This window comes from Candidatus Avelusimicrobium fimicolum (genome assembly GCF_021632165.1).
Classification (GTDB): Bacteria; Elusimicrobiota; Elusimicrobia; order Elusimicrobiales; family Elusimicrobiaceae; genus Avelusimicrobium; species Avelusimicrobium fimicola.
Genome location: NZ_JAJWTS010000001.1, coordinates 1 through 20,382 on the forward strand (window position 1 = coordinate 1; position 20,382 = coordinate 20,382).

Sequence of the window (20,382 nt, forward strand, 5' to 3'; positions counted from 1 at the left end):
GGCAATTCCCTTGCAATGATCCAACACATACAGCCAATCACGCACATTTTTTCCGTCGCCGTATATCGGAATATTTTCCCCTGCTAAGGCTTTTCGGATAATGGTGGGGATCAACTTTTCGCTGTGTTGTTTCGGACCGTAATTGTTGGAGCAATTACTGGTAGTCACGTTGAGACCATAGGTATGATGATAAGCCCGCACCAACAAATCACTAGACGCCTTGCTGGCAGAATACGGCGAGTTGGGCGCATAGGGCGTGGTTTCGGAAAAAAGTCCTGTTTCACCTAATGAGCCATACACCTCGTCTGTAGAAATATGGTGAAAGCGACTCTTTTCATACCCGGGTTTTACTTGGCCGGGGGCAGTCATCCAATGTTTGCGGGCTGCTTCCAACAGTGTAAATGTGCCTTCTATATTCGTTTTGATAAATGGAAGTGGCCCCGTGATAGAGTTATCCACATGGGACTCCGCCGCAAAGTGGAACACCCCGCGGATATCGTATTTTTCAAACAGGTTCTGCACCAGAGCAGCGTCGCAAATATCGCCCTTTACAAAGGTGTAGCGCGGATTATTCTCGCACTCTTTTAAATTTTCCAAGTTACCCGCATAGGTCAACTTATCCAAATTGAGCACACGATACTGCGGGAACGCCTCTAAAAAGTACGGGATAAAGTTGGACCCGATAAACCCCGCCCCACCGGTAATTAATATATTACTCATTAAAAAAATCCTCGTTTTTCTTCTTTTGGTATGGATAATAGATATTGTCCATACTCTGTACTCTTCATACATTCGCCACGCTTTATTACTTGTTCCAAAGTAATCCAGCCATTTTTGTAAGCAATTGCTTCTAAACACGCTATTTTAAGACCCTGGCGACTTTCTAGGGTCTCTACAAACATAGAGGCATTTAGCAAATCAGCATGCGTGCCAGTATCCAACCAAGCCATTCCTCGCCCCATAAACGATACGGATAGTTGTTTGTTTTTAAGATACCACTCGTTGACTGACGTGATTTCCAATTCGCCGCGGGCAGAGGGCTTTAAAGCCTTTGCTATATTGACCACTTGATTGTCATAAAAATATAACCCTGTAACAGCAAAATTTGACTTAGGATGAGTAGGCTTTTCTTCTATGGATATCACTTGATTGTGCTTGTCTAATTCCACAATGCCATATTGTGAGGCGTTTTTTACAGGATAAGCAAAAATTCGGGCTCCACTAGAAATTTGAGCCGCTTGTTGTAGTAACTGGGTCAGGTTACTACCGTAAAAGATATTGTCACCCAAAATAAGGCACACGGAGTCCTGCCCGATGAATTTTTCGCCTAAAATAAAGGCTTGCGCCAACCCCTCAGGTTTGGGTTGCTCGCAATAGGAAAGTTGCAAGCCGTAAGCGGAACCATCGCCCAAAAGTTTTTGATAAAGAGGCAAATCAGTAGGAGTTGAGATAAGTAAAATTTCCCGTATACCCGCCAACATTAAAACAGATAATGGATAATAAACCATCGGCTTGTCATAAATGGGGATGAGTTGCTTGGATACACCAAAGGTTGCCGGATACAAGCGACTACCAGTTCCACCAGCCAAAATGATACCCTTCATATTCCACTCCTATAAACCGTGGGAAAAGGACTTGTGGAACTCTTGGCGGAGATATTCATAAGTCCCTTTCCCGTTCACACGCCGTGCTGTAGCGTATGAAAACGATGGAACCTATTGAATTTATTCACTAAGGAAGAAATGAAATGGAAGTAAACAAAAACGGCTGACTATAACAAGTCTCATCACAGTCTTGTCATAAACAGCCGTGGTTGCGCTCAAAGGATGTCCGCAACACTCGGCAGAAGACAAAGGGCTCATGACTTCCCCTCATCTTCTGCCTAAACCAGCCGTTTTTGGACGTGATGAGAACTTTGGTTGCCCAAAGCCTTCCTATTCTTCAATAGGATTCCAAAAACAGAATAAATTGTAATTTTGCCACTCTATGTGGCGGTACTTTATACTCCTGTAAATATATCGCTTTATGGTAACATATTTACGCTTAATTGTACATATTTTATTTTCTTATATGCACATACGCCATTGTTGGATATAGGTGTTGAATATACCCAACTGATTGCTCCATGCCACTTAAACTGCCCATAAGGATTGTTCCCTTGTTCCATCTTCGCGCGGAACGCGTATTTCCCCGCCGTCCAAGATATTAAGCAAGTACAATAAACGATTTAATTTTTTAAGGTTTTTCGGTTGCATAATAACAAATCCTTTTGTTACAAGTCGGTCATTTAGGACATACTTTCATCCGTTGCCCTATTCCAACGTCTCACTTGCCAATATATAATGCGTATTTCGCCCAGCCCCCAACTGCTTTAATATCCCTCGCCGTTGCAAATCGGCAATATCACGGCTAGCGCTATCTTGTGAACATTTACAAATAATAGCCCATTTGGTGCTGGTTAAATGCCCCTTAAACCCATCAAAAAGCATATTGAGCATTTTGCTTTGGCGTTCATTAAAGGATTCACTCTGATGTTTCCCCCAAAACTTTGCTTTATCCAAAGTTGTTTTCAGCAATACATCCGCATTTTTAATGGCTTTCTCCAAGGTTTCCAAAAAGCAGACCAACCACTCTGTCATATCCAAACCCCCACGCTGCGTAATTTCCAACTGCTTATAATACATTTCGCGCTCTTTTTCTATAGCGGAAGACATAGAATAAAATCGGGTTGGCCTGTTTTCGCTTCGGGCAAGCAGGAGTTCCGTCAAGGCGCGGGCAATACGGCCGTTGCCATCGTCAAAAGGGTGTAAAATAACAAACCACAAATGGGTAATTCCGGCTTTAATCACGTTATCAGTTGAGTCATTATTCACAAAATCAAACAGTTTTTCCATTTCACCGTCTAAAACACTCGCATTAGGACCCACCGCGAGGATAGGCCCTTTGACCCTGTTTTTTATTCCCTTGTTTTCTATATAATATATATATGAAAAAATTAACTGTTTTTTTGATTTTTGTTTTATCCGCTTGCACGGCAAATCTGGCGTTTGCCCAAGGCAAGTTGGTTGAAGGCGCCGCCAAGGCTAGTGCAAAGGCGGGCGAAGTCGCGGTCAGTTCCGCCGCCAAGGCTGGACGAGCGGTTACCAGCGGAGTAGCCAATGCTATGCCGAAAGTGATGCTCCAACAGGCAAAACTGGCGCAGATTACCGAACAAATTAAAATTTCTACGCCCACGCCCGCACAGACTTCCAAGGCAACGACGTCCCGCTTGTCCAGCATTACTGGCACTTTAAAACGCTTGATGGGCAGAACCCCAGCCGTCCAGTTGCCGCCACAAGTTTTGCACACAGATTTATCGTTAGAAATTAATGATTTCTCGGCCTACAAAACCGATTTAAAAACTCTCCCCGCCGAAACCCCGTGGAAAGAAACTCCGCAGGATATGTACCGCGCGTTAAGTTTGCCCGCAGACGGAGCGGCCTTGCGCAACATTATGGAAAACGGACTTCTGTTAAAAGATGTGGGCCAGTTCAGCAACAACAGAACAATGGCTTATGTCAGTGGGGACCCGCGTATGGTCAGAACGGTTTCTTCTATGAAATTTAACTCTTTGGCCAGCAATCCGAACACCGCTGTTTACTATGCTAAACAGCACCACAGCAAAGACATTATCGTCGTGCTTCGCGTACAAGGATTGCCAGAACACGGAAATGTCATACACGTGGGAAGAGATATCCCGGCAGAAAATATTAAAGAAGTTATCGCCGCTTTAAAAATCGGCGCCAGAACCGTATGGTGCCGGATAAAAGCAGAAGAGGACGGCTTTACTCTTAACCCGTATCTGTTTGATGTTTCCGGATTATAGGTCCAAAGACCTATGGTTTTTTAGCCGAGGGCCCTTATACTATAAGTAATCCCGAGTAAGGAGTTTTTTATGAAACGCACCCTATTTCTTTTGCCTATTATTGCCGCCTTGCTTTTATCTGCGCCACTTCAAGCGCAAAATTTGGTAAAGGCAAGCAAAGGGGCCGAAAAAGCCACCTCTACCGTCCTAAAAGCCAGTGAGGCGGGGGCCAAATCCGCAGGCAAAGCCGCAGCCGCCGCAAGCACGGTATCCTTTTCCACGCGTTTGGCCCAGCAGTTCCCAGGCGTGGTGGTAAAAGTCTATGAATTAAAAGGGCTGTCTCGTCAGCAAGCCTTGCGCAAAGCCGTGGAATTGGGTGCTAACAAAGCCCAACCCGCTTGGCCCAAATTGCAAGCCGACGGATCTATTCACACGCAAACATTTAAAGATTTGACATTGGATGGGTACAAGGGTGCCATTCCCGCGCTGCCACACCCGAACCGCAACATTTATTTGCACCGCGGTATGGGGCTGACGGAAGAAGGGCTTGTAAAAGTCCTGCAAAAGGGTGTCCTTTTGGAAGATGCCGGTGGGGCTTCTGACTGGTATAACACCGCTTTGGCGATGGGCGGCCTTGCCTCGCCGGGGATGTCCCAATCGCTATTAGATAAAATGTCCGAAGCCAAAGCCATTAACTTTACGATTGATGCGCAGGAAGCCGCGCACTATGCCCAAAATAACAGTTTTAAAGAAGGCAAAGTGCCTGTGGTGGTAACTGCGCACGGTATGCGCGACAAGGACCCGGTGTCCGGCTATTACACGTTTAAAGAAGACATCAAACCCGAACAATTTACAGCGGTAGCGGTCTTGCTCAAAGGGCCTATGGGTTTTCCGCTTTGGTTCCGCGCCAGCCTAGGCCAAGACGGCAAAACGCTTGTCTTAACGCCCTATCAAGTAACAAAAGAATAACTTTTGCCCGGGGTTTTTAGAAGCCCCGGGAATTTTATGCTTTACAGTTTTCCCCCACTTATTAATTCCAAAACCCGCGTACTGGTGGTTGGCAGTATGCCGGGAGCGGCCTCTTTAAAAGCGCAGGAATATTACGCTTACAAATACAACCAATTTTGGAGAATTATTTTTGACCTGTTCGCCGGCGGGCGCATACCCCAAAACTATGAAGATAAAAAACAAGTGTTGCTCGCCAAAGGCATTGGCCTATGGGATGCCTTGGCCGCCTGCCAACGAGAGGGCAGTTTAGACGGGAATATAACGGAACCCACACCCAACGATTTTCCCACTTTATTTAAAAAATATCCCCGCGTACACACCCTATTATTTAACGGGCAGGCCGCGCGGAACCATTTTAAACGCGCCTTTGGCGACTGCGGCAAAATTTGCGTACTTCTCCCCTCCACTAGCCCCGCCCATGCGTCGCGCCCTTACGAGGAGAAAAAAATTCTCTGGAAGCAATCCTTTTTGACGGCGTTAAACCGTTCTATGTAGTCCCCCACGCTTTTAAATAGGATATTTTTTGGCTGATTAATTTCTTTGCTTTCGGCGAGTTCCGTTTTCCGTACGGCCTTGCCGGATACCTCTTTTTGACCTTTATAGCCTTTTTGTTGACCGTCCTCAAACCCGCTAAATGCCGCACCAAGGAAAAAAAGAGGCTCTTATTTATCAAGCCAAAGATAGAAAAACTAAACCAAAAGCAACCTTGTCCAATGAAATTGTATGGAGGATCCAAGTTCAACTGGTAGAGTTATTTCAATCAAGCAAATCTAATATTAGTAAGCATATCTTTGAAGAAGGAAATAATCAGTTGTGCGGATTTTCCGAACAACTGCCACTGATAGAAGGGATTATAGTACAAGTTACTACAATTTAGATGTAATCCTAGCCGTAGGTTAATAGGTGCAGGCCGAGCGAGGTACACAATTCCGTATATGGGCTATCCCAAAGAAAGGTGTACACAATATAACACTTTTCGTTATAATATGTACACCTGTTTGGAGATGAACAAAAGTTAAACCGTGCCAAAAAGCGCGTAAATTCAATTTAGTATAGACGGATTTAACTATAAAACTGCCCCGTATTGCGAGCCGTTCGGTACATAAAGCCCAAGAGGAACCCCGCAAGCAAGGGATACCTAACGTGTATGTAACCAACGGCAAGCAATCATAGCAAATGCCGGACGGGTCGTTTACAGACAAAACCTCTTTCTAAACCGTTTTTATCACCGCAAACTACCACGGGGGCTTATTTGTGCACAAAAATCACATGATTACAAACATAATTTTTATTGTTTTGATACGTTTTCATCTCTTCATAATGAAAATGTTGGTATGTGGAATTATCTCTAGATACACTCTGTAAATTTTCGTCATACCATCTGCTCCATTCATGGGCCCCATTGCGGTAGAAGGCATTTCTTCCCAAAGAAAGAGGCTTTTCACTCTTTATAAGAATACTAAACTTATCAAAAATTTGATCATATATCCACTGCGCTAGCACTTTATGGAGTCCATCTAGCGTTTTGATAGAAATTTCTGCCTCCGGCACCCACCCTCCATAGAGGGGCCTATAAATGGCTCGCGTATATAACCTGAGGCCGCTAGGCTCTTGAAAGGAGCGGGAAACTTTCCAGGCAGCAGCTAATTCTTTAAAGTCTTTTTGACATTCCGGCGGTGCCTGTATTTTATCAAGATCTACCGCGGCACATTCAGAAAAATCAATTTTGCCTTTAGAGTTTTTGTTTTTCCGTGCGGTTCTTTTGGTTTGCCCTTTACAATAACTCGTTCCGCTCATACATTGGTACAGTTTTTGCAAGCGGACCTTTGAAAGAGTATCCCCGGGATTTGCCACCGCAGATAACTGATTCAACTGCCACTGGCGATCCGGCGGGGTATAAGAGTAAACACAAGTAATATTTTTTTTATTTGATGTTCTTGAAACGGACCGGGCATCCTCACCAATCTTAGTATAATAAGCATCCGACCAAACGATGAAATTTTGTACGGCTGCACGCTCGCCCAACTCGTCCAATTCTATATCTTCATAAACTTCCCCTTGCAAAGAAGATGGCGGTAAGGTTTGAGCGAAGCCCTCTTTCACAGGAACACGAATTTTTCCGTTTACGATTGGATATTTTGCTTTCAGGTCTTCCGGCACATATGTTTCCGGCACTTCCACAGATGTCAGCCGATCCAACAGGTCGTGAAATTGCGCGCGGTACATGGGAGACAACGCATCAGATACGGTGTAAACAGCACCGTAAACAGCGCCGCCAATTACCAAGATCCCCCCGGCGGTAAGCAGGGTTTCCGGCGCGCTGGCACTCGCCACAGAAATAAATTCTGCGCTTGAAATCGTTTTGTCCAACGCCCTGCCAAGCGCTGCCTTCTCCAGCCACTCAGTTTTTTTGTTTTTTTCCACGGGAAGAAGCAGTTGGCCTTTCACATACCGGAACACCCTGTTACCCAAGAGTTCAAGCCGTACCGTTTCCTTCGGATTGTCGGTTTTGACGGTCCGCAAAACTTCAAGAATAGCAACGGCTTCTTGCGGGTAATAACTGAATTTTCCTTCGTAAAAATCCTTATAATCGTCATTATAGGCATAAGCGGCAGCTACGGTAGCGGCCAAAAAGCGGAATGGCTTGGAATACTTAGGGTTGGTAACCTAATCCATCAGTTTGGTTTGCTCGGCAGGGAACAAACTTTCCGCATAATACGCCAACACCAACCGCACAAAGCGGGGCGGTATATAGTTGATATGTTTTTTGTTAAAAGAGGCGTTTTCGGCCATAAAAGTCAACAAGGGTCTAAAATCACGACGCTCTTTTAACATATTGTTTAGAATTTGAACATCAAAAACAAAATCTTTTTCTTCTAATTTAGAATCTTGTTCAAACAAAAATACGCTTTCCAAATGGCTTACATCAAACGCGGGAACAATTCCCCCGTCTTTCCCGTCGGATAAACCCTTCGTCAACTCGCCGGGAGCTCTTTTCTTTCCCCAAAAAGGGTCCTCTTCCTTTTGGGCTAACTTTAACTCTACTTTTTTATTCAAGACATCACCAGTTAATTTACCAAAATTAAACACAGCAGGCTTTTTCCCAACAATTTCCGCTTGGGTGGATCTTACTTCTACTTTCTTTCCTTTTTCAAGGAACATAAAACCATCACTCCGCACCAATCCATATGTGCCTTTTGCGTCCGCCAACTGCGTAAGACTTTTGTATAAAGCCATAAAATAGGGGGATTCTTCTTTTGCTCTATCCCCTGTTAAATAAACATACTGCTCCATAATATTGTAAAAGGCGGGAACAAGCACTTTTTTTAATTGTTCTTTCTCGTTTTGACTCATGTTCCCCCGTTCCACTCGCGTGGCTAATATCCGTACACATTGGGGCCTAAACCATTGGGTACTTTTAGGGTCGGTCAACATAGTCTGAATATTGCAAGACGCATATTCTGCATCCGAGTTTTTTCCGGCAGAATGATTAGACGCATAAGTATTTATGCAGGTAGCAAAAAAAACTACCAGTAAAATAAATAGTTTTTTCATAATAGAGAACTCCTTATTTTTATTGTAATGGTTATAATACAGGATGTCAATAGGAGGGCCACCCGGCCTACCTCTACCACAAACTCGCTTTTTGCGCTTTTTATAATATCTACCATTAAAACGGGTTCTATTTTCCCCCCGCATACTACAGGGAAACAAGTTCGCTTGTGCGCACAAAAAAACCACGCTTTCGCGTGGTTTCTAAAAGTGCGCCCAACAGGAATCGAACTTGTATCTTCAGCTCCGCAGGCTGACACTCTATCCATTGAGCTATGGGCGCTTAAATCGGATTTTGTTTCGCGGATTAATTACTACCTAATTATTTTAACATTTTTGTTTGTAGTTTTCAACGGGTTTTATAAAAACTTATTTCTCCGTCGTAAATCTATATATGTATTATATCATTTTCTTTTCGCATAAACACTCCAAACTGCTATAATAACAGTATGAACGAAGCAAAAACAGGTACCTATGTGTACGATAAAAAATTAGGAAAAGTCGTAAAAGTATCCGACCGTGTTCCGTCGGTAAAAAAATCCGCAGGCCACATTTGCGGCGGATGCTGTGGCTGTTGCCACGGGAATAATGACTAATTTCCAGCCATCAGCGGGAGCCTTATTTGCACAAGCATTGCAGGGGCTTGCGGATGTTTTGCGCAAAGTTTTTCTGCCACATCTAGCCGCCGGGCTAGGGCTGTTTATTATATCGGTGTACAGCGTTTATTCATTTGTTTTGGCACCTGTGCATTTGCCCCCTCCGGCGGAGTTTATTCTCGTCGGCGCGCTCTTTTTGGGCTACGGTTTAGCCGCCTTTGCTTATTCCTTTATTACCGCGTGCGCGTTTGCCCTGCGCATCGCTTGTGCTACTTGGGAAGAATTTATTGATAATACGCTGGACCAAGTTAAACAAGCCGCCGCCCATAAAATTGACGATATGAACGAAAGCCTCGCGAAGGACCAAGCCAAGGTAATTGTATCCGGCAGTGTGCGGGAGGTGTTTGGCGAATTTAACCAAAGGCGCAAAACCTCTTTCGGGCGCGCTTTAACACGGCTTTTGTTAGGGGTAACTTCGCTGGCGATGCGTTCTGTACTGCTTTCCCGCTTGGTTAAAATTTCAGGTCAAACGGTGCAACTGGGTAAATTATTTGCGGGGCGGGCAACTTTGGTGGGCGCGATTTTTCTTAATTTGCGTTTATTTTCCACCTTACTTTTGATATTCTTATATATAGTGGGCATAGTGGCCCTTATACTTAATTTTTTACTTGTGTTTTGGTTAAAATAATATGATTCAAAAATATTTACTGCTACTTCTTTTTTCGTTTATTTCCCTTTCAGCCTCGGCGGAAACGGGCTTGCAGTTATTAAACCGCGCCAAACAACAAACGGACCCCGCCGCACAAATTAAATTGTTAAATAAGGCCATTTCCAAAGCACCCAAACTGGCAGATGCCTATCACTACCGCGCCGATGCGTATTTGGCAAGCGGTAAAATCAACCAAGCCTTGGCCGACTATTCCAAAACGGTATCGCTCCGCCCCAAGGACCCTTTCCGCTATTATGCCCGGGGATTGGCCTATATGCAGGCAGGGCGGGCGTCGCTCGCACAAACAGACCTGACGAAAGCCATTTCGTTAAAACCTGCCCACCGGGATTTTTACTTAGCGCGCGCTCGGGCCAACACGGCCCTAAACAAGTACGAACTGGCTCTTGCAGATTATAAAAAATATTTGGGCAAGCGCACCCCGTCCGTAACGCTGGGGCGCGAATTAATCCCGGTGTATTTAGGAGCATACCGCTATCCGGCGGCAGAAAAGTTGATAGCTGCCCAGCAGGCGGCCGGTAACGATTCGGCTGATTTACACTATTGGCAGGGGCGCATTTTTTCCGGACAAGGCCGGTTAGACGAGGCTGTTTCCGCTTACAGCAAGGCAATCAACCGCGACGAAGCCTATGCTTCTGCGTATCGCTACCGGGCAGGAGCATTTAAAGATATGGGTGATTTTGAAGCCTCTCTGGCGGACTATACCACCCTTTTAAAATTACAGCCCGAAGCAATCTTTTTTAACCGCCGGGGGCTTGTCTATGAAGAAATGAAGGATTTTAAACACGCGGCCGAAGATTATTCCCGCGCCATAGAACTTTCGCCCAAATGGGCTATTCCGTACAACAACCGCGGCTTTGTAAAAATGCAACTTAAAGATTGGAACGGTGCCAAGACGGATTTGGAAACTGCTATCCGTTTGGACGGAACAAGCCCGACCCCGTATGTAAACCTGGCAGGCGTATATTGGATAGCCAAAAAAGACCGCAAAAATATGTTTGATAATTTGGATAAAGCAGTGCGGCGCAACTTTAAAAATTTTGACTCACTTTACGACGAGGACCAAAAGGGCTGGATGTTTAAAAACATTAATAAAACCGCCGAGTTCCGCGCAGTTTTATATAAGTAAGTATTTGACAAACAGCCCCGGGAAAATGCCCGGGGCTGTTTTATCTCCGCTGAAAAACCGGCTTAACGCTTCAACTTGGCGCACAGTTCCGCCAAGCCCGAAGATATATCCTCCTTTTGCACGATTACCCCCTCCGGCACCGTTAAATTAACGGGTGCAAAATTCCATATGGCTTTAATACCGGCCGCCACCAATGTATCCGTAATGCCTTGGGCAGCCTCGGCAGGAACTGTCAAAATGGCTATCTTTAAATTTTCCCGCTCAATAATACTGGCCAGTTGCGCGGTGTGATACACGCGCACACCGTGCAGGAAATTACCCACTATTTCCGGATGAGTATCAAACGCCGCGACAATTTCAAGGCCGTGGTTTTTAAACCCGGCAAACCCCAACAGAGCCGACCCCAAATGCCCCGCACCCACCAGAAAAGCCTTGTTTAAATTATTCCAGCCTAAAAACTTTTCAATAACCGCTATGGTTCCTGCAACTTTAAACCCCGCACGCAGTTTACTGGGTGCGCCGACAGCCTGTAAATCTTTTTTAATCACAATCGGTAGCAGTTGCGTTTCCTCTGCCAAAGTGGTGGAAGAAACCAATTCCCGCCCGTAAGTGTGCAAGTTGTAAAAAATACGCAGGTATTGGGGCAGGCGGCGTATGGTTTGGGCACTAATCTCTTTTTTGCGGTGAAAAAGGCTCATAAATAAAATTTCTCCGTCGTAAGTTACTGGATATCTTGATATCTATGTTATCTTTTTTAAATTGCTTCTGTCAAGCCTTAAAGAAAGCCTTTCCAGAGGTATTATTGACTTTAAATTCCCCAAAAGTTAAAATATAGATAACGAAATATCTATAACAGGTATTTTAAACACTTAAAGGAGAATAAAAAATTATGGCGGAAAAGAAAGTTGCCGCTGCTCCGGCTGTTGCCACTCCCGAAGAAATGGAACATTTGACCCAGGTCGTGGATAAGGTAAAAGCCGCCCAGCGCATTTATGCTACTTATACGCAAGAACAGGTGGACAAGATTTTCCGCGCGGCCGCTATTGCCGCTGCGCAACAACGTATTCCGTTAGCCAAAATGGCTGTGGAAGAAACCGGTATGGGTGTAATGGAAGACAAGGTAATCAAAAACCAATTCGCTTCCGAATACATTTATAACCAATACAAAGATACCAAAACCTGCGGCGTTCTGTCCGACGACGACGCCTTCGGTTACCGCAAAGTGGCGGAACCTATCGGCGTAATTGCCGGTGTCGTTCCCACCACCAACCCGACGGCTACCGCCATTTTTAAAAGTCTTTTGGCTTTAAAAACCCGCAACGGTATCGTTTTTTCTCCGCACCCGCGCGCTAAAAAATGCACCATCGCCGCGGCCAAAATTGTATTAGATGCGGCGGTAGAAGCCGGCGCGCCGAAAGACATCATTGGTTGGATTGAAAACCCGACAATGCCGCTTTCCAACGCTTTAATGCACCACCCGCACATTAACCTGATTCTCGCCACCGGCGGCCCCGGTATGGTAAAAGCCGCGTATTCCTCCGGCAAACCGGCCTTGGGCGTAGGCGCGGGCAACACCCCGGCCGTCATTGATGCCACCGCCAATATCAAAATGGCCGTCAGTTCTATTATTATGAGCAAAACCTTTGATAACGGTATGATTTGCGCCAGCGAACAGTCCGTAGTGGTGGAAGACCCCGTTTACGACCAGGTCAAAGCGGAATTTATCGCCCGCGGCTGCCATTTTGTAACGGGAAAAGACCGCAAAAAATTGGCTGAAACCATTGTGGTAAACGGCAAACTTAACTCCGGCATTGTGGGCCAGTCCGCTATGAAAATCGCCGAAATGGCCGGTATTAAAGTTCCTGCCGGAACCAAAATTTTAATCGCCGAAGCCAGCGAAGTAAACGACGAAGAAGTCTTTGCGCGTGAAAAACTCTCCCCGGTGTTGGCTTTCTACCGCGCCAAAGATTTTAACCACGCGGTTGAACTCGCCCGCGATTTGATTCTCTACGGCGGCGCAGGCCACACCTCGGTACTTTATACCGACGAATCCAACGAAGAACACATTGACATCTTTAAGGATATGCCCACTGCCCGCACGCTGATTAATATTCCCTCCTCCCAGGGTGCTATCGGCGACGTGTACAACTTCAAACTCGCTCCGTCTTTGACGTTGGGCTGCGGCTCTTGGGGCGGCAACTCCGTCAGCGAAAACATTGGGGTAAAACATCTTATGAACGTGAAATCCGTCGCGGAACGCCGCGAAAATATGTACTGGTACAAAGTGCCGCACAAAATTTATTTTAAACGCGGTGCGCTCTCGCAAGCCTTGGCCGAACTGGCCGGGAAACAACGTGCGTACATCATTACGGATAAAACGATGGAACAGTTGGGCCACGTTCGCGCCGTTGCGGACGTTTTGGAAAGCCTGAACATCAAGTTCCGCGTATTTTCCAACGTGCTGCCGGACCCGAACATTGCCAACGTAAACGAAGCCTTGGCTATTGCCAACTCCTGGCAGCCGGACATCATCATCGGCCTCGGCGGCGGTTCCGCTATGGACGAAGCCAAAATGGTATGGCTGCTTTACGAAAACCCGGACACCAGTTTTGAAGATATCGCTATGCGCTTTATGGATATCCGCAAACGCATTTACGCGGCTCCGCCCTTGGGCAAAAAAGCCACGATGGTTGCTATCCCGACCACGTCCGGTACCGGCTCCGAAGTTACGCCGTTTACCATTATTACCGACGAAAAAACCGGCACCAAATACGCTATTACGGACTATGCTTTAACACCCGATATGGCTATCATTGACCCGGAATTTGTACTCGGTATGCCCAAAAAACTGACGGCTTGGTCCGGCTTGGACGTATTGACTCACGCGATTGAAGCCTACACCTCCGTCTATTCCACGAACTTTACGGAAGGGCAAGCCTTAGAAGCGATGCGCTTGGTATTCAAATATTTGGAAAAATCCTATACCTTGGGTGCCAAAGACGTAAATGCCCGCGAAAAAATGCACTACGCGGCCACCATTGCCGGTATGGCTTTTGCTAACGCGTTCCTGGGTCTGTGCCACTCTATGGCGCATAAATTGGGTGCTATGTACCACGTTCCGCACGGTTTGGCCAACGCGCTCCTGCTTACGTATGTCATTGAGTTCAACGCCACGGATAAACCGACCAAACAGGGCTTGTTCCCGCAGTACAAATACCCGTTTGTGAAGGGCCGCTATGCCAAGATTGTGGACTTCTTACTCCCCCATAACAATATGGGTGATGACAAAGATGCCAAAGTGGAAAAATTGATTGAGATGATTACGGACCTCAAAAACAGATTGGATATTCCGAAATCCCTCAAAGAATACGGCATCCCGGAAAAGGAATTCTTGGATAACTTGGATAAACTTTCCGAATTGGCCTTTGACGACCAGTGCACCGGCGGCAACGCGCGCTATCCGCTTATCAGCGAAATTAAGGACCTGTATCTGAAAGCGTACTACGGCGAACCCGTCAAACACAAAGCCGACTAATGGCTTAACTGAATTGAAAAACAGCCCCGGACAAAAATGCCCGGGGCTGTTTTGATATTCCTCTTGCGCCTATAAATACAACAATTTAAAACCAATACTTATGCTCCAATCTTTCGTTTTCCAATTTCCCGAACCGTGCGTACTGGCATTGGCATAAAAGGCCGTACCGTCATTAACCAATGTTCCTACTTCCACCTCGGGGATAAACTCCGCCAGTCCGCTGTGTTCATAGTCCATATAATAATACAGGTTTGTCAGCACCCACCACTCATTAGGCGAGGTGTAGCCCACGTTCAGGCGCACACGGCCCATATTGATATCGTCGCGTGCGTGGTCCCCCACCACAGAAATATAAAACTTATATCCCAAGGCCGCATAAGCACCGTCAAAAAATTTACGCAAAATAAACACGGACGGGCTGGCCTGCAACTTACCTGTCCCCAAGCGTTTATCGGTAGCCGTGGGCACAAACATTTCCATTTTTACGCCATATCCAAACTCGCCGTCCGCCTGCGGATTCAGCCACGACATACTGACAAGAGCATCCCCCAAACCGCTAACCGATTTTTCCGGTGATTCATAACGCGCAAGCGGTACTTCCACTCCCCAGTTATACCGCGGGTTAATCACACGGTATGTCTTTAAGGTAACTTGGCTGGACGAAATACCTGCGCTGTCGTCAATCGTAGTAAGCGAGGGATTAACTTCAAAAGTAGTAATATTTTCCGTCGGCACCACGCCATAATGGTAAGAGCGTTGGATTTGAGCGGCCGCCGGGCCTGCAAGTAACGCACAGCATAACACAAGTATCCATTTTTTCATATATATTTTCTCCCTCCTTTTACTTTAATGGTATTTTATTAAAATTCAAGTTCTTTGTCTTTTCCGCAGAGGCAGAAAGGAGTAAAAAACGGGCTCCCGTCTGCAAGGTGTAGGCGGTTACTGTTCCGCCGTACATATGCAAAAAAGAATCCTTGCCGAAAAACAGGTCTTCCCCTTCGCCAAAATGCGCCCGCCCCCCAAACACATATACCAAGGTATTATTTTCGGGCGGAACCGGATAAGTAAACGCGGCACCCGGCGACAAGGTAATATCCAACATTAAACTTTCCCCACACGAGGGGTTAAAAGGCCCGGTTTTGCCCTCAAAACTACCGCAGAGAACGCGAACATCTGCTCCGTGGTATCCAACCACCAAAGGGACATTTTCGCTCTCTGTCTGCAAGTTTTGAGGCTTTTTGGATATATCAGCGGAGGCAAGCCACAGTTCCGCATTTAAAACATAAACGGTTTTGGCCGGGGTACGGCGTGTAAGCCCGCCTATGGTATTTATCCAGCGGGAAACACCCCCTTGGCTGGCTAATTCGTCTAGCAGTTCCGCTTCTTCGCTTGGCCCGGTTACCAAATAGTTTAAACGGTCCATACCCGCTACCGCTGAGGGCGGCAAGATATCGGACCGCTCAAAATCCGGACTGCAATAGCAAACGGCAAACCAACAAAACGGTTGCATAGCCCCGGCATTACGGCGGTCAATCAGACGGCGGATAACCAAACAAGGCCCGACAGGGGCTTTTTTCCACATTGTTTTCGTTTTTAGCGCGGTTGTCATTTTGTCCTCCCATAAACAAACAGACCGGGTATCTACTAATATTCTACCCGAACTGGGGACATTTTAAACGCTTGGAAATGGGTTAGTTGCCCTGCGGGCGGCTACTCTATGCGCCAGGCAGTGATTAACGAATCCCCGACAGAAACACTCGGGGATGACGGCAAAAAAACAACAAAAAGGCCGTTATAAAAATTGGGGTCATCCGGAACTGGCGGCCCGCAGGGTTTCAGAATCTACTGCTTGGGCTGTTTGTCGTGTCGTTATTTAACAAAGTCATTCTGGAAGGTTTCTGTCCAGAATCCGTTGTTTTCCTCTTTTTTTAATAACAACAGATCCTGGACTACGACTTTCCAGGATGACGGGAAAAAGGACAAAGAAAAAACCCCGGGAGGTTTTATCCCCCCGGGGTAGTACAACTTTAAAACAACTGTTTATTGCTGTTCTTGCGTCAAGGTACGAGAACCAGGATGTTTAGCCACTTTATCCACGGTACCGCATTTCACCATTCCATTGCCTGGCTTTTTGTTTTTACCATTGGTGCAAACCGCTCCAATGTAACGCAAGGCATCGGCAACCGGCATAGTTCCGGCATCATCCAACTGACAACCGGCCTTATCCACATCATTGAAAATATTACGATACGCCTTTACATATTCTCTACGGTTGTAATCGTCCAATCCGGCAACATCTTCTGTTTTTAACTCATCAGCAGTCAAACTCTGCTTACGAGTAAATCCGAATTTTCTTTCCACCACATCGGCAATCGCGTGCAACGGGAAAGCATTTGGGTCGTCCGCATTGGTGGTCCAACCGCCTTCTTCCAACGCCTTCTTATAAGCATTGCGGTCATAATCGCCGTCTCTTCTGCGAACCTGGCCCAGCGGTCCATATTTTCCGTTCCAGTTATAATTACCATAGTGGTGTCCATTTCTGATAACGATGTTTTTCAAACGACATCTAGCATCTCTTGGACTTTTCTTACAGCCGTCAACGGACATTTTGTAAAGAGTGCCATCAGCATTTTTTTCTTCATCTGCTGTCCTAGCCGAGGTTTTAATATCATTGCAACCCCAGAAACGGCGATCTGCATACTCTTTACCATCCTCACCAGGAACAACAGGTGCTGGATAGAAGGACGAGTTCACACCAGTATAAGCGGCAAACGCACCAAAGGTGTTTCTCCAAACATTTCTGAGGACACGAGCATCCGGGTCCACAGAGGTATAACCAATGGTTTTACCCAAGGAGCAGACAACCTCTATCGGCACTTCTCTGTTAAGCAAGTTCTTTTGATAGGCAATCGTCATAGCATCTACCAACTGGCCTACGCTTACTTCCCCAGAGTGTACCACTTCCGTATTTTTAGCCGTCAGTGCAGGATCGGCATTGACCGCCGCCAATACACTGTCCACATAACTCTTGGCAGCAGAGTTATTAAACACAGCCTGGGCAGCATCTTTTTTAGCCAAACGCTGTAAGCCCACGGCACGGCAATTAGCACTATTCAGCGAAGTGTTGAACCCGAAGTCCGTAGGAATCGTTAAACCGACATCTTTACGGCCCTGTTCATTATACTTTGCCGGGATACCGCCGTTACCACTCAGGTAGTTGGCCAAGTCCAATTTTACCTTACCAGGTTCCGGTTTAGGAGCCTCCGGCTGTACGGGTGGGTCATTGTCCACAGGATTATCGTCCGTAATCGTCGGGAAACCAGGAACTTCCATAACTCCGCCGCCGTCGTCATACACGCAGGTAGCGGTGCTGACTACACGGCCCGGACGGTCTTGGCCCAAAATAGCCGTAACTTTGCCTTTCTCGTCGCGTTCTTTGATTACACCATTTTGGCAGCCGCCTTTATTAATGCTTTCGCCGTCCACGGACAGGCTGTCGCACTGGCGGATTTCCCAAGTGATAATCGTACGGTTGGACGGGTTTGTTCTATCCGAACCGCGCAACTTTTTGATATTGGCGGAGTTTGCAATTACTTGGTAACCCTCGGACAAATCAGACGTGCGTTCTGTACCCAACGAGTTGGTTACAAAACCGGGGCCCGTCATTTGCGTGCTCCACGAACCTGTGTACTTTTGGATATCCATATGCGGGATATCATAATACTGGCCTTGTGCAATATCCGTAGAGGTGGTAATTGCCTGCGCCACATCGTTATTTTGCCCCTGAACAGAATACGAAATCAGGAAGCGGGATTTCATAAGGTTGTAAGCCATATCACCCGACATACCGTTGGTAAACGTCAGATGAGCGTACGGCATACCGTTAATCTTAGCACCCTGGTTAGAAACCGTGGCGTGGTTTTCGCAAGTGATGCGCACCAACGGATACGGACAGCGCGCACCCGTTACAAAGCCTTTGCCCTGTTTGGCACCTTTGGTGGAAACAGACAAAGAATCTTTGGCGTCGGTTTCGCCCGCATCTTTCATAATACCGCCTTTACGCAATACACCCAAGAATTTGGTGTATTTAATAGGCGTTTGCAAAGCCTCTACCTCTTCGGGGGCTACTTCGGTGCCGGAAGCGGCATCAGCCGTAGCCGTACCCGTAGAAGCCTTAGTAGGCGCGGGTTTATCTTTTCTAATCTTTTTATTTTTAATAGCAACGCTTTCCACAAACAACGGTACAAAATTTTTGCGTTTCGTCATTGCCGAGATGTTGCTGTTAAATGTAGTACCTTTATCAATGTAACCCACCACCAATTCTTGCGCTTGTTTGGTAGGTGTCATTTGATAGTAAGCAGACAATCTATTAGTAGGAATACCTACCACATAGTGGAACACGGTCCATTTGCCGGCATCTTTGGTGCTGTCAAAGTCGGCGGTATAGATACCGTCTTTGGCAAAGGTGTTGCAGTCGCCGGCTTCGGCAAAGGTCCCTTTGTTTTTACCAAAGAGTTTGCTCCACATTTTGCCAAACGAAGCACCAAAACCATTGCTCAGGCAGTCCACACGCTGGGCAATCGGACCCAAGGTAACAGAATTTTTGTTACCGTCGTTCCAACCGCCGGGACATTTGTCCTTGCCTACATAACTCACATAGTTATTGCATCCTTCTTTGCCAAAAGCAAGGCCTGTTTGTTGCTTAATCAAACCCGCAATTTTGCTGGCTTTTTTACCACAGCAAGTAGGTTCACTTCCCGCATCAGCAGCCGCACCGAAGATTTTACCCATAGACCAATCGTCGGTACCCGTTGCCAAGCAGGAGAAAATACCGTTGAGGAAGCCCTGCAACATTTGATCTTTCCACTTAATCCAGTCCCATTTGCGGTTAAATTCGGCTTCCCATTCTTTCTGGGCGCGGGTTTTCATCATATCCCACCACCAGGGTTCTTTGCCGTTATAGGTGAATTTGCGGTCCAAATTGCCTTTACCGCCGCCGGGGCCAAAATTGCCGCCGCCCAAACCGCCGATTTTGCCGGGTTGGACAGGCTTCATCTGCGCGTCCATTAACGCCTGCATAGCATTGGCTTTGGACATAGCGTCCTTAGAGCGTCTGGCTTCGGCCGCAGACCCATTACCAAAAGAGGTTCTGGACGGTTTACCCGCCGCCTGCAAGGGCTGCAAGGAAACCGGCTTAGGGCTGTTGCGCGGACCGGAGGCACCCACTTTGCGGGCAGCCGTTTTCATACCGCCGCCCCACATGCCTACACCCAATCTGCTACCGCCGCGGGAGGTTAAACCAGCGGAAGAAAGCGGATTGATTTTGGTAGCCGCACGGCGGAAAGCCGCACGCGTGGCAGGAGCCGCGGCACGTTTATAAATGTTAGTATTATTCTCTTCCACTTCCGTACTGGTAGAGGATTCTTGTGAAGCGTCGTACCCGTCGTGGGAAGGAATATAATCATTGGTTACTTCGTCCGTAGCGGAAGTATCATCGCCCATTTTAATCAAACTAAGCGAATCGCGCCCCACAAACTGGGCGATTTGACCGTCCGGGTTGCCCGTGGCGGTATCAAAGCCGTACCGTTCGGGGTCAAACACGGATTCCTCACTCCCGGGAGTAACCATAGGTTCTTCGCTCACTTGTCCGCTGTACTTATACAAGAACGGCAGTAACAAGAGCGCCACCAAAGCGGCGATGAAGAACGGCGCGTCCCGTCTGGTTCTCTCAAAGAGAGTTTGTCTGGGTTTGCCGTCGCTCCCGATTTTGGAGGAAACACGATTAGCAAAAGATTTAGAACCCATAGGCTTGCTGTTCTTAATCTTATCGCTAAAGGTAAAACTGTCTTTATTATCCTTTTTGGCATCAGACGCGCCTAAAAAGGGGAATAAAGACTTCTTTTTATCTTTTTCCTCTGGCATAAGTGCCTCCTATTAAAATAAAACTGCTGGGTCAGGCCCTTTTTTACAGAGCCAAGGGATTTTTTTATC

At 46.7% G+C, this 20,382-nt stretch carries 17 protein-coding genes and 1 tRNA gene; 8 read left to right on the forward strand and 10 right to left on the reverse strand.

Translation table 11 applies throughout. The features are described 5' to 3' along the window. The 3 genes from ACQY2K_RS00005 to ACQY2K_RS00015 form a co-directional block, all read right to left on the reverse strand. Window positions 1–720 (reverse strand): dTDP-glucose 4,6-dehydratase (locus ACQY2K_RS00005; protein ID WP_428040275.1); only part of this gene is annotated, 720 nt, incomplete at its 3' end. Next, window positions 720–1,604, reverse strand: coding sequence for a glucose-1-phosphate thymidylyltransferase RfbA (gene rfbA, locus ACQY2K_RS00010; RefSeq protein ID WP_428040276.1), 885 nt, complete (start codon window positions 1,602–1,604; stop codon window positions 720–722). The genes rfbA and ACQY2K_RS00005, both read right to left, overlap by 1 nt. Before the next feature lie 708 nt (window positions 1,605–2,312). Further along, window positions 2,313–2,927 (reverse strand): Fic family protein, encoded by a 615-nt coding sequence (locus tag ACQY2K_RS00015; RefSeq protein ID WP_428040277.1) that lies wholly within the window; start codon window positions 2,925–2,927, stop codon window positions 2,313–2,315. 59 nt (window positions 2,928–2,986) lie between these two features. Here ACQY2K_RS00015 and ACQY2K_RS00020 point away from each other — a divergent pair, with 59 nt between their 5' ends. From ACQY2K_RS00020 to ACQY2K_RS00035, 4 genes are all read left to right on the forward strand, one after another. Beyond that, window positions 2,987–3,865 (forward strand): hypothetical protein, encoded by an 879-nt coding sequence (locus ACQY2K_RS00020; RefSeq protein ID WP_428040278.1) that lies wholly within the window; start codon window positions 2,987–2,989, stop codon window positions 3,863–3,865. A gap of 69 nt (window positions 3,866–3,934) precedes the next feature. Next, entirely contained in the window at window positions 3,935–4,813 is an 879-nt protein-coding gene (locus tag ACQY2K_RS00025; protein WP_428040279.1) for a hypothetical protein, read from the forward strand. Between the two features lie 36 nt (window positions 4,814–4,849). After that, window positions 4,850–5,347, forward strand: coding sequence for a DNA-deoxyinosine glycosylase (locus ACQY2K_RS00030; RefSeq protein WP_428040280.1), 498 nt, complete (start codon window positions 4,850–4,852; stop codon window positions 5,345–5,347). Between the two features lie 139 nt (window positions 5,348–5,486). Beyond that, window positions 5,487–5,729, forward strand: a complete 243-nt coding sequence (locus ACQY2K_RS00035) for a hypothetical protein (RefSeq protein ID WP_428040281.1) — start codon at window positions 5,487–5,489, stop codon at window positions 5,727–5,729. Between the two features lie 371 nt (window positions 5,730–6,100). On the opposite strand, the gene ACQY2K_RS00040 is transcribed toward ACQY2K_RS00035, so the two are convergent. The 3 genes from ACQY2K_RS00040 to ACQY2K_RS00050 form a co-directional block, all read right to left on the reverse strand. Beyond that, a complete protein-coding gene (locus tag ACQY2K_RS00040; RefSeq protein WP_428040282.1) occupies window positions 6,101–7,483 on the reverse strand; it encodes a hypothetical protein in 1,383 nt (460 codons plus the stop codon). A gap of 36 nt (window positions 7,484–7,519) precedes the next feature. After that, window positions 7,520–8,407 (reverse strand): hypothetical protein, encoded by an 888-nt coding sequence (locus tag ACQY2K_RS00045; protein WP_428040283.1) that lies wholly within the window; start codon window positions 8,405–8,407, stop codon window positions 7,520–7,522. Between the two features lie 208 nt (window positions 8,408–8,615). Further along, a tRNA-Arg gene (locus ACQY2K_RS00050) sits at window positions 8,616–8,687 on the reverse strand. Window positions 8,688–8,853: 166 nt separating this feature from the next. On the opposite strand from ACQY2K_RS00050, the gene ACQY2K_RS00055 reads away from it, so the two are divergent. Genes ACQY2K_RS00055 through ACQY2K_RS00065 form a run of 3 tightly spaced genes read left to right on the forward strand, consistent with a single transcriptional unit; the run spans window position 8,854 to window position 10,856 of the window. Next, window positions 8,854–9,000: a hypothetical protein gene (locus tag ACQY2K_RS00055; RefSeq protein ID WP_177748153.1), complete on the forward strand. Its 147-nt coding sequence runs from the start codon at window positions 8,854–8,856 to the stop codon at window positions 8,998–9,000. Then, window positions 8,993–9,688 carry a hypothetical protein gene (locus ACQY2K_RS00060; protein WP_428040284.1) on the forward strand — a complete coding sequence of 232 codons (696 nt, stop codon included), beginning with the start codon at window positions 8,993–8,995 and terminating at the stop codon, window positions 9,686–9,688. Before ACQY2K_RS00055 ends, ACQY2K_RS00060 begins: the two co-directional genes overlap by 8 nt. A 1-nt stretch (window position 9,689) precedes the next feature. Further along, window positions 9,690–10,856 carry a tetratricopeptide repeat protein gene (locus ACQY2K_RS00065; protein WP_428040285.1) on the forward strand — a complete coding sequence of 389 codons (1,167 nt, stop codon included), beginning with the start codon at window positions 9,690–9,692 and terminating at the stop codon, window positions 10,854–10,856. A 62-nt stretch (window positions 10,857–10,918) separates the two neighbouring features. On the opposite strand, the gene ACQY2K_RS00070 is transcribed toward ACQY2K_RS00065, so the two are convergent. Further along, on the reverse strand, window positions 10,919–11,554 hold the full coding sequence (locus ACQY2K_RS00070; RefSeq protein ID WP_177748163.1) for a redox-sensing transcriptional repressor Rex: 636 nt from the start codon (window positions 11,552–11,554) through the stop codon (window positions 10,919–10,921). A 191-nt stretch (window positions 11,555–11,745) separates the two neighbouring features. Here ACQY2K_RS00070 and adhE point away from each other — a divergent pair, with 191 nt between their 5' ends. Then, a complete protein-coding gene (gene adhE / locus ACQY2K_RS00075) occupies window positions 11,746–14,391 on the forward strand; it encodes a bifunctional acetaldehyde-CoA/alcohol dehydrogenase (protein WP_428040286.1) in 2,646 nt (881 codons plus the stop codon). A 69-nt stretch (window positions 14,392–14,460) separates the two neighbouring features. On the opposite strand, the gene ACQY2K_RS00080 is transcribed toward adhE, so the two are convergent. The 3 genes from ACQY2K_RS00080 to ACQY2K_RS00090 all read right to left on the reverse strand — a co-directional run bounded on the left by ACQY2K_RS00080 (window position 14,461) and on the right by ACQY2K_RS00090 (window position 20,313). Next, window positions 14,461–15,213 (reverse strand): hypothetical protein, encoded by a 753-nt coding sequence (locus ACQY2K_RS00080; RefSeq protein ID WP_428040287.1) that lies wholly within the window; start codon window positions 15,211–15,213, stop codon window positions 14,461–14,463. 19 nt (window positions 15,214–15,232) lie between these two features. Next, window positions 15,233–16,000: a pirin-like C-terminal cupin domain-containing protein gene (locus ACQY2K_RS00085; protein WP_428040288.1), complete on the reverse strand. Its 768-nt coding sequence runs from the start codon at window positions 15,998–16,000 to the stop codon at window positions 15,233–15,235. Window positions 16,001–16,431: 431 nt separating this feature from the next. Then, a complete protein-coding gene (locus ACQY2K_RS00090) occupies window positions 16,432–20,313 on the reverse strand; it encodes a hypothetical protein (RefSeq protein WP_428040289.1) in 3,882 nt (1,293 codons plus the stop codon). Window positions 20,314–20,382: the final 69 nt, after the last annotated feature.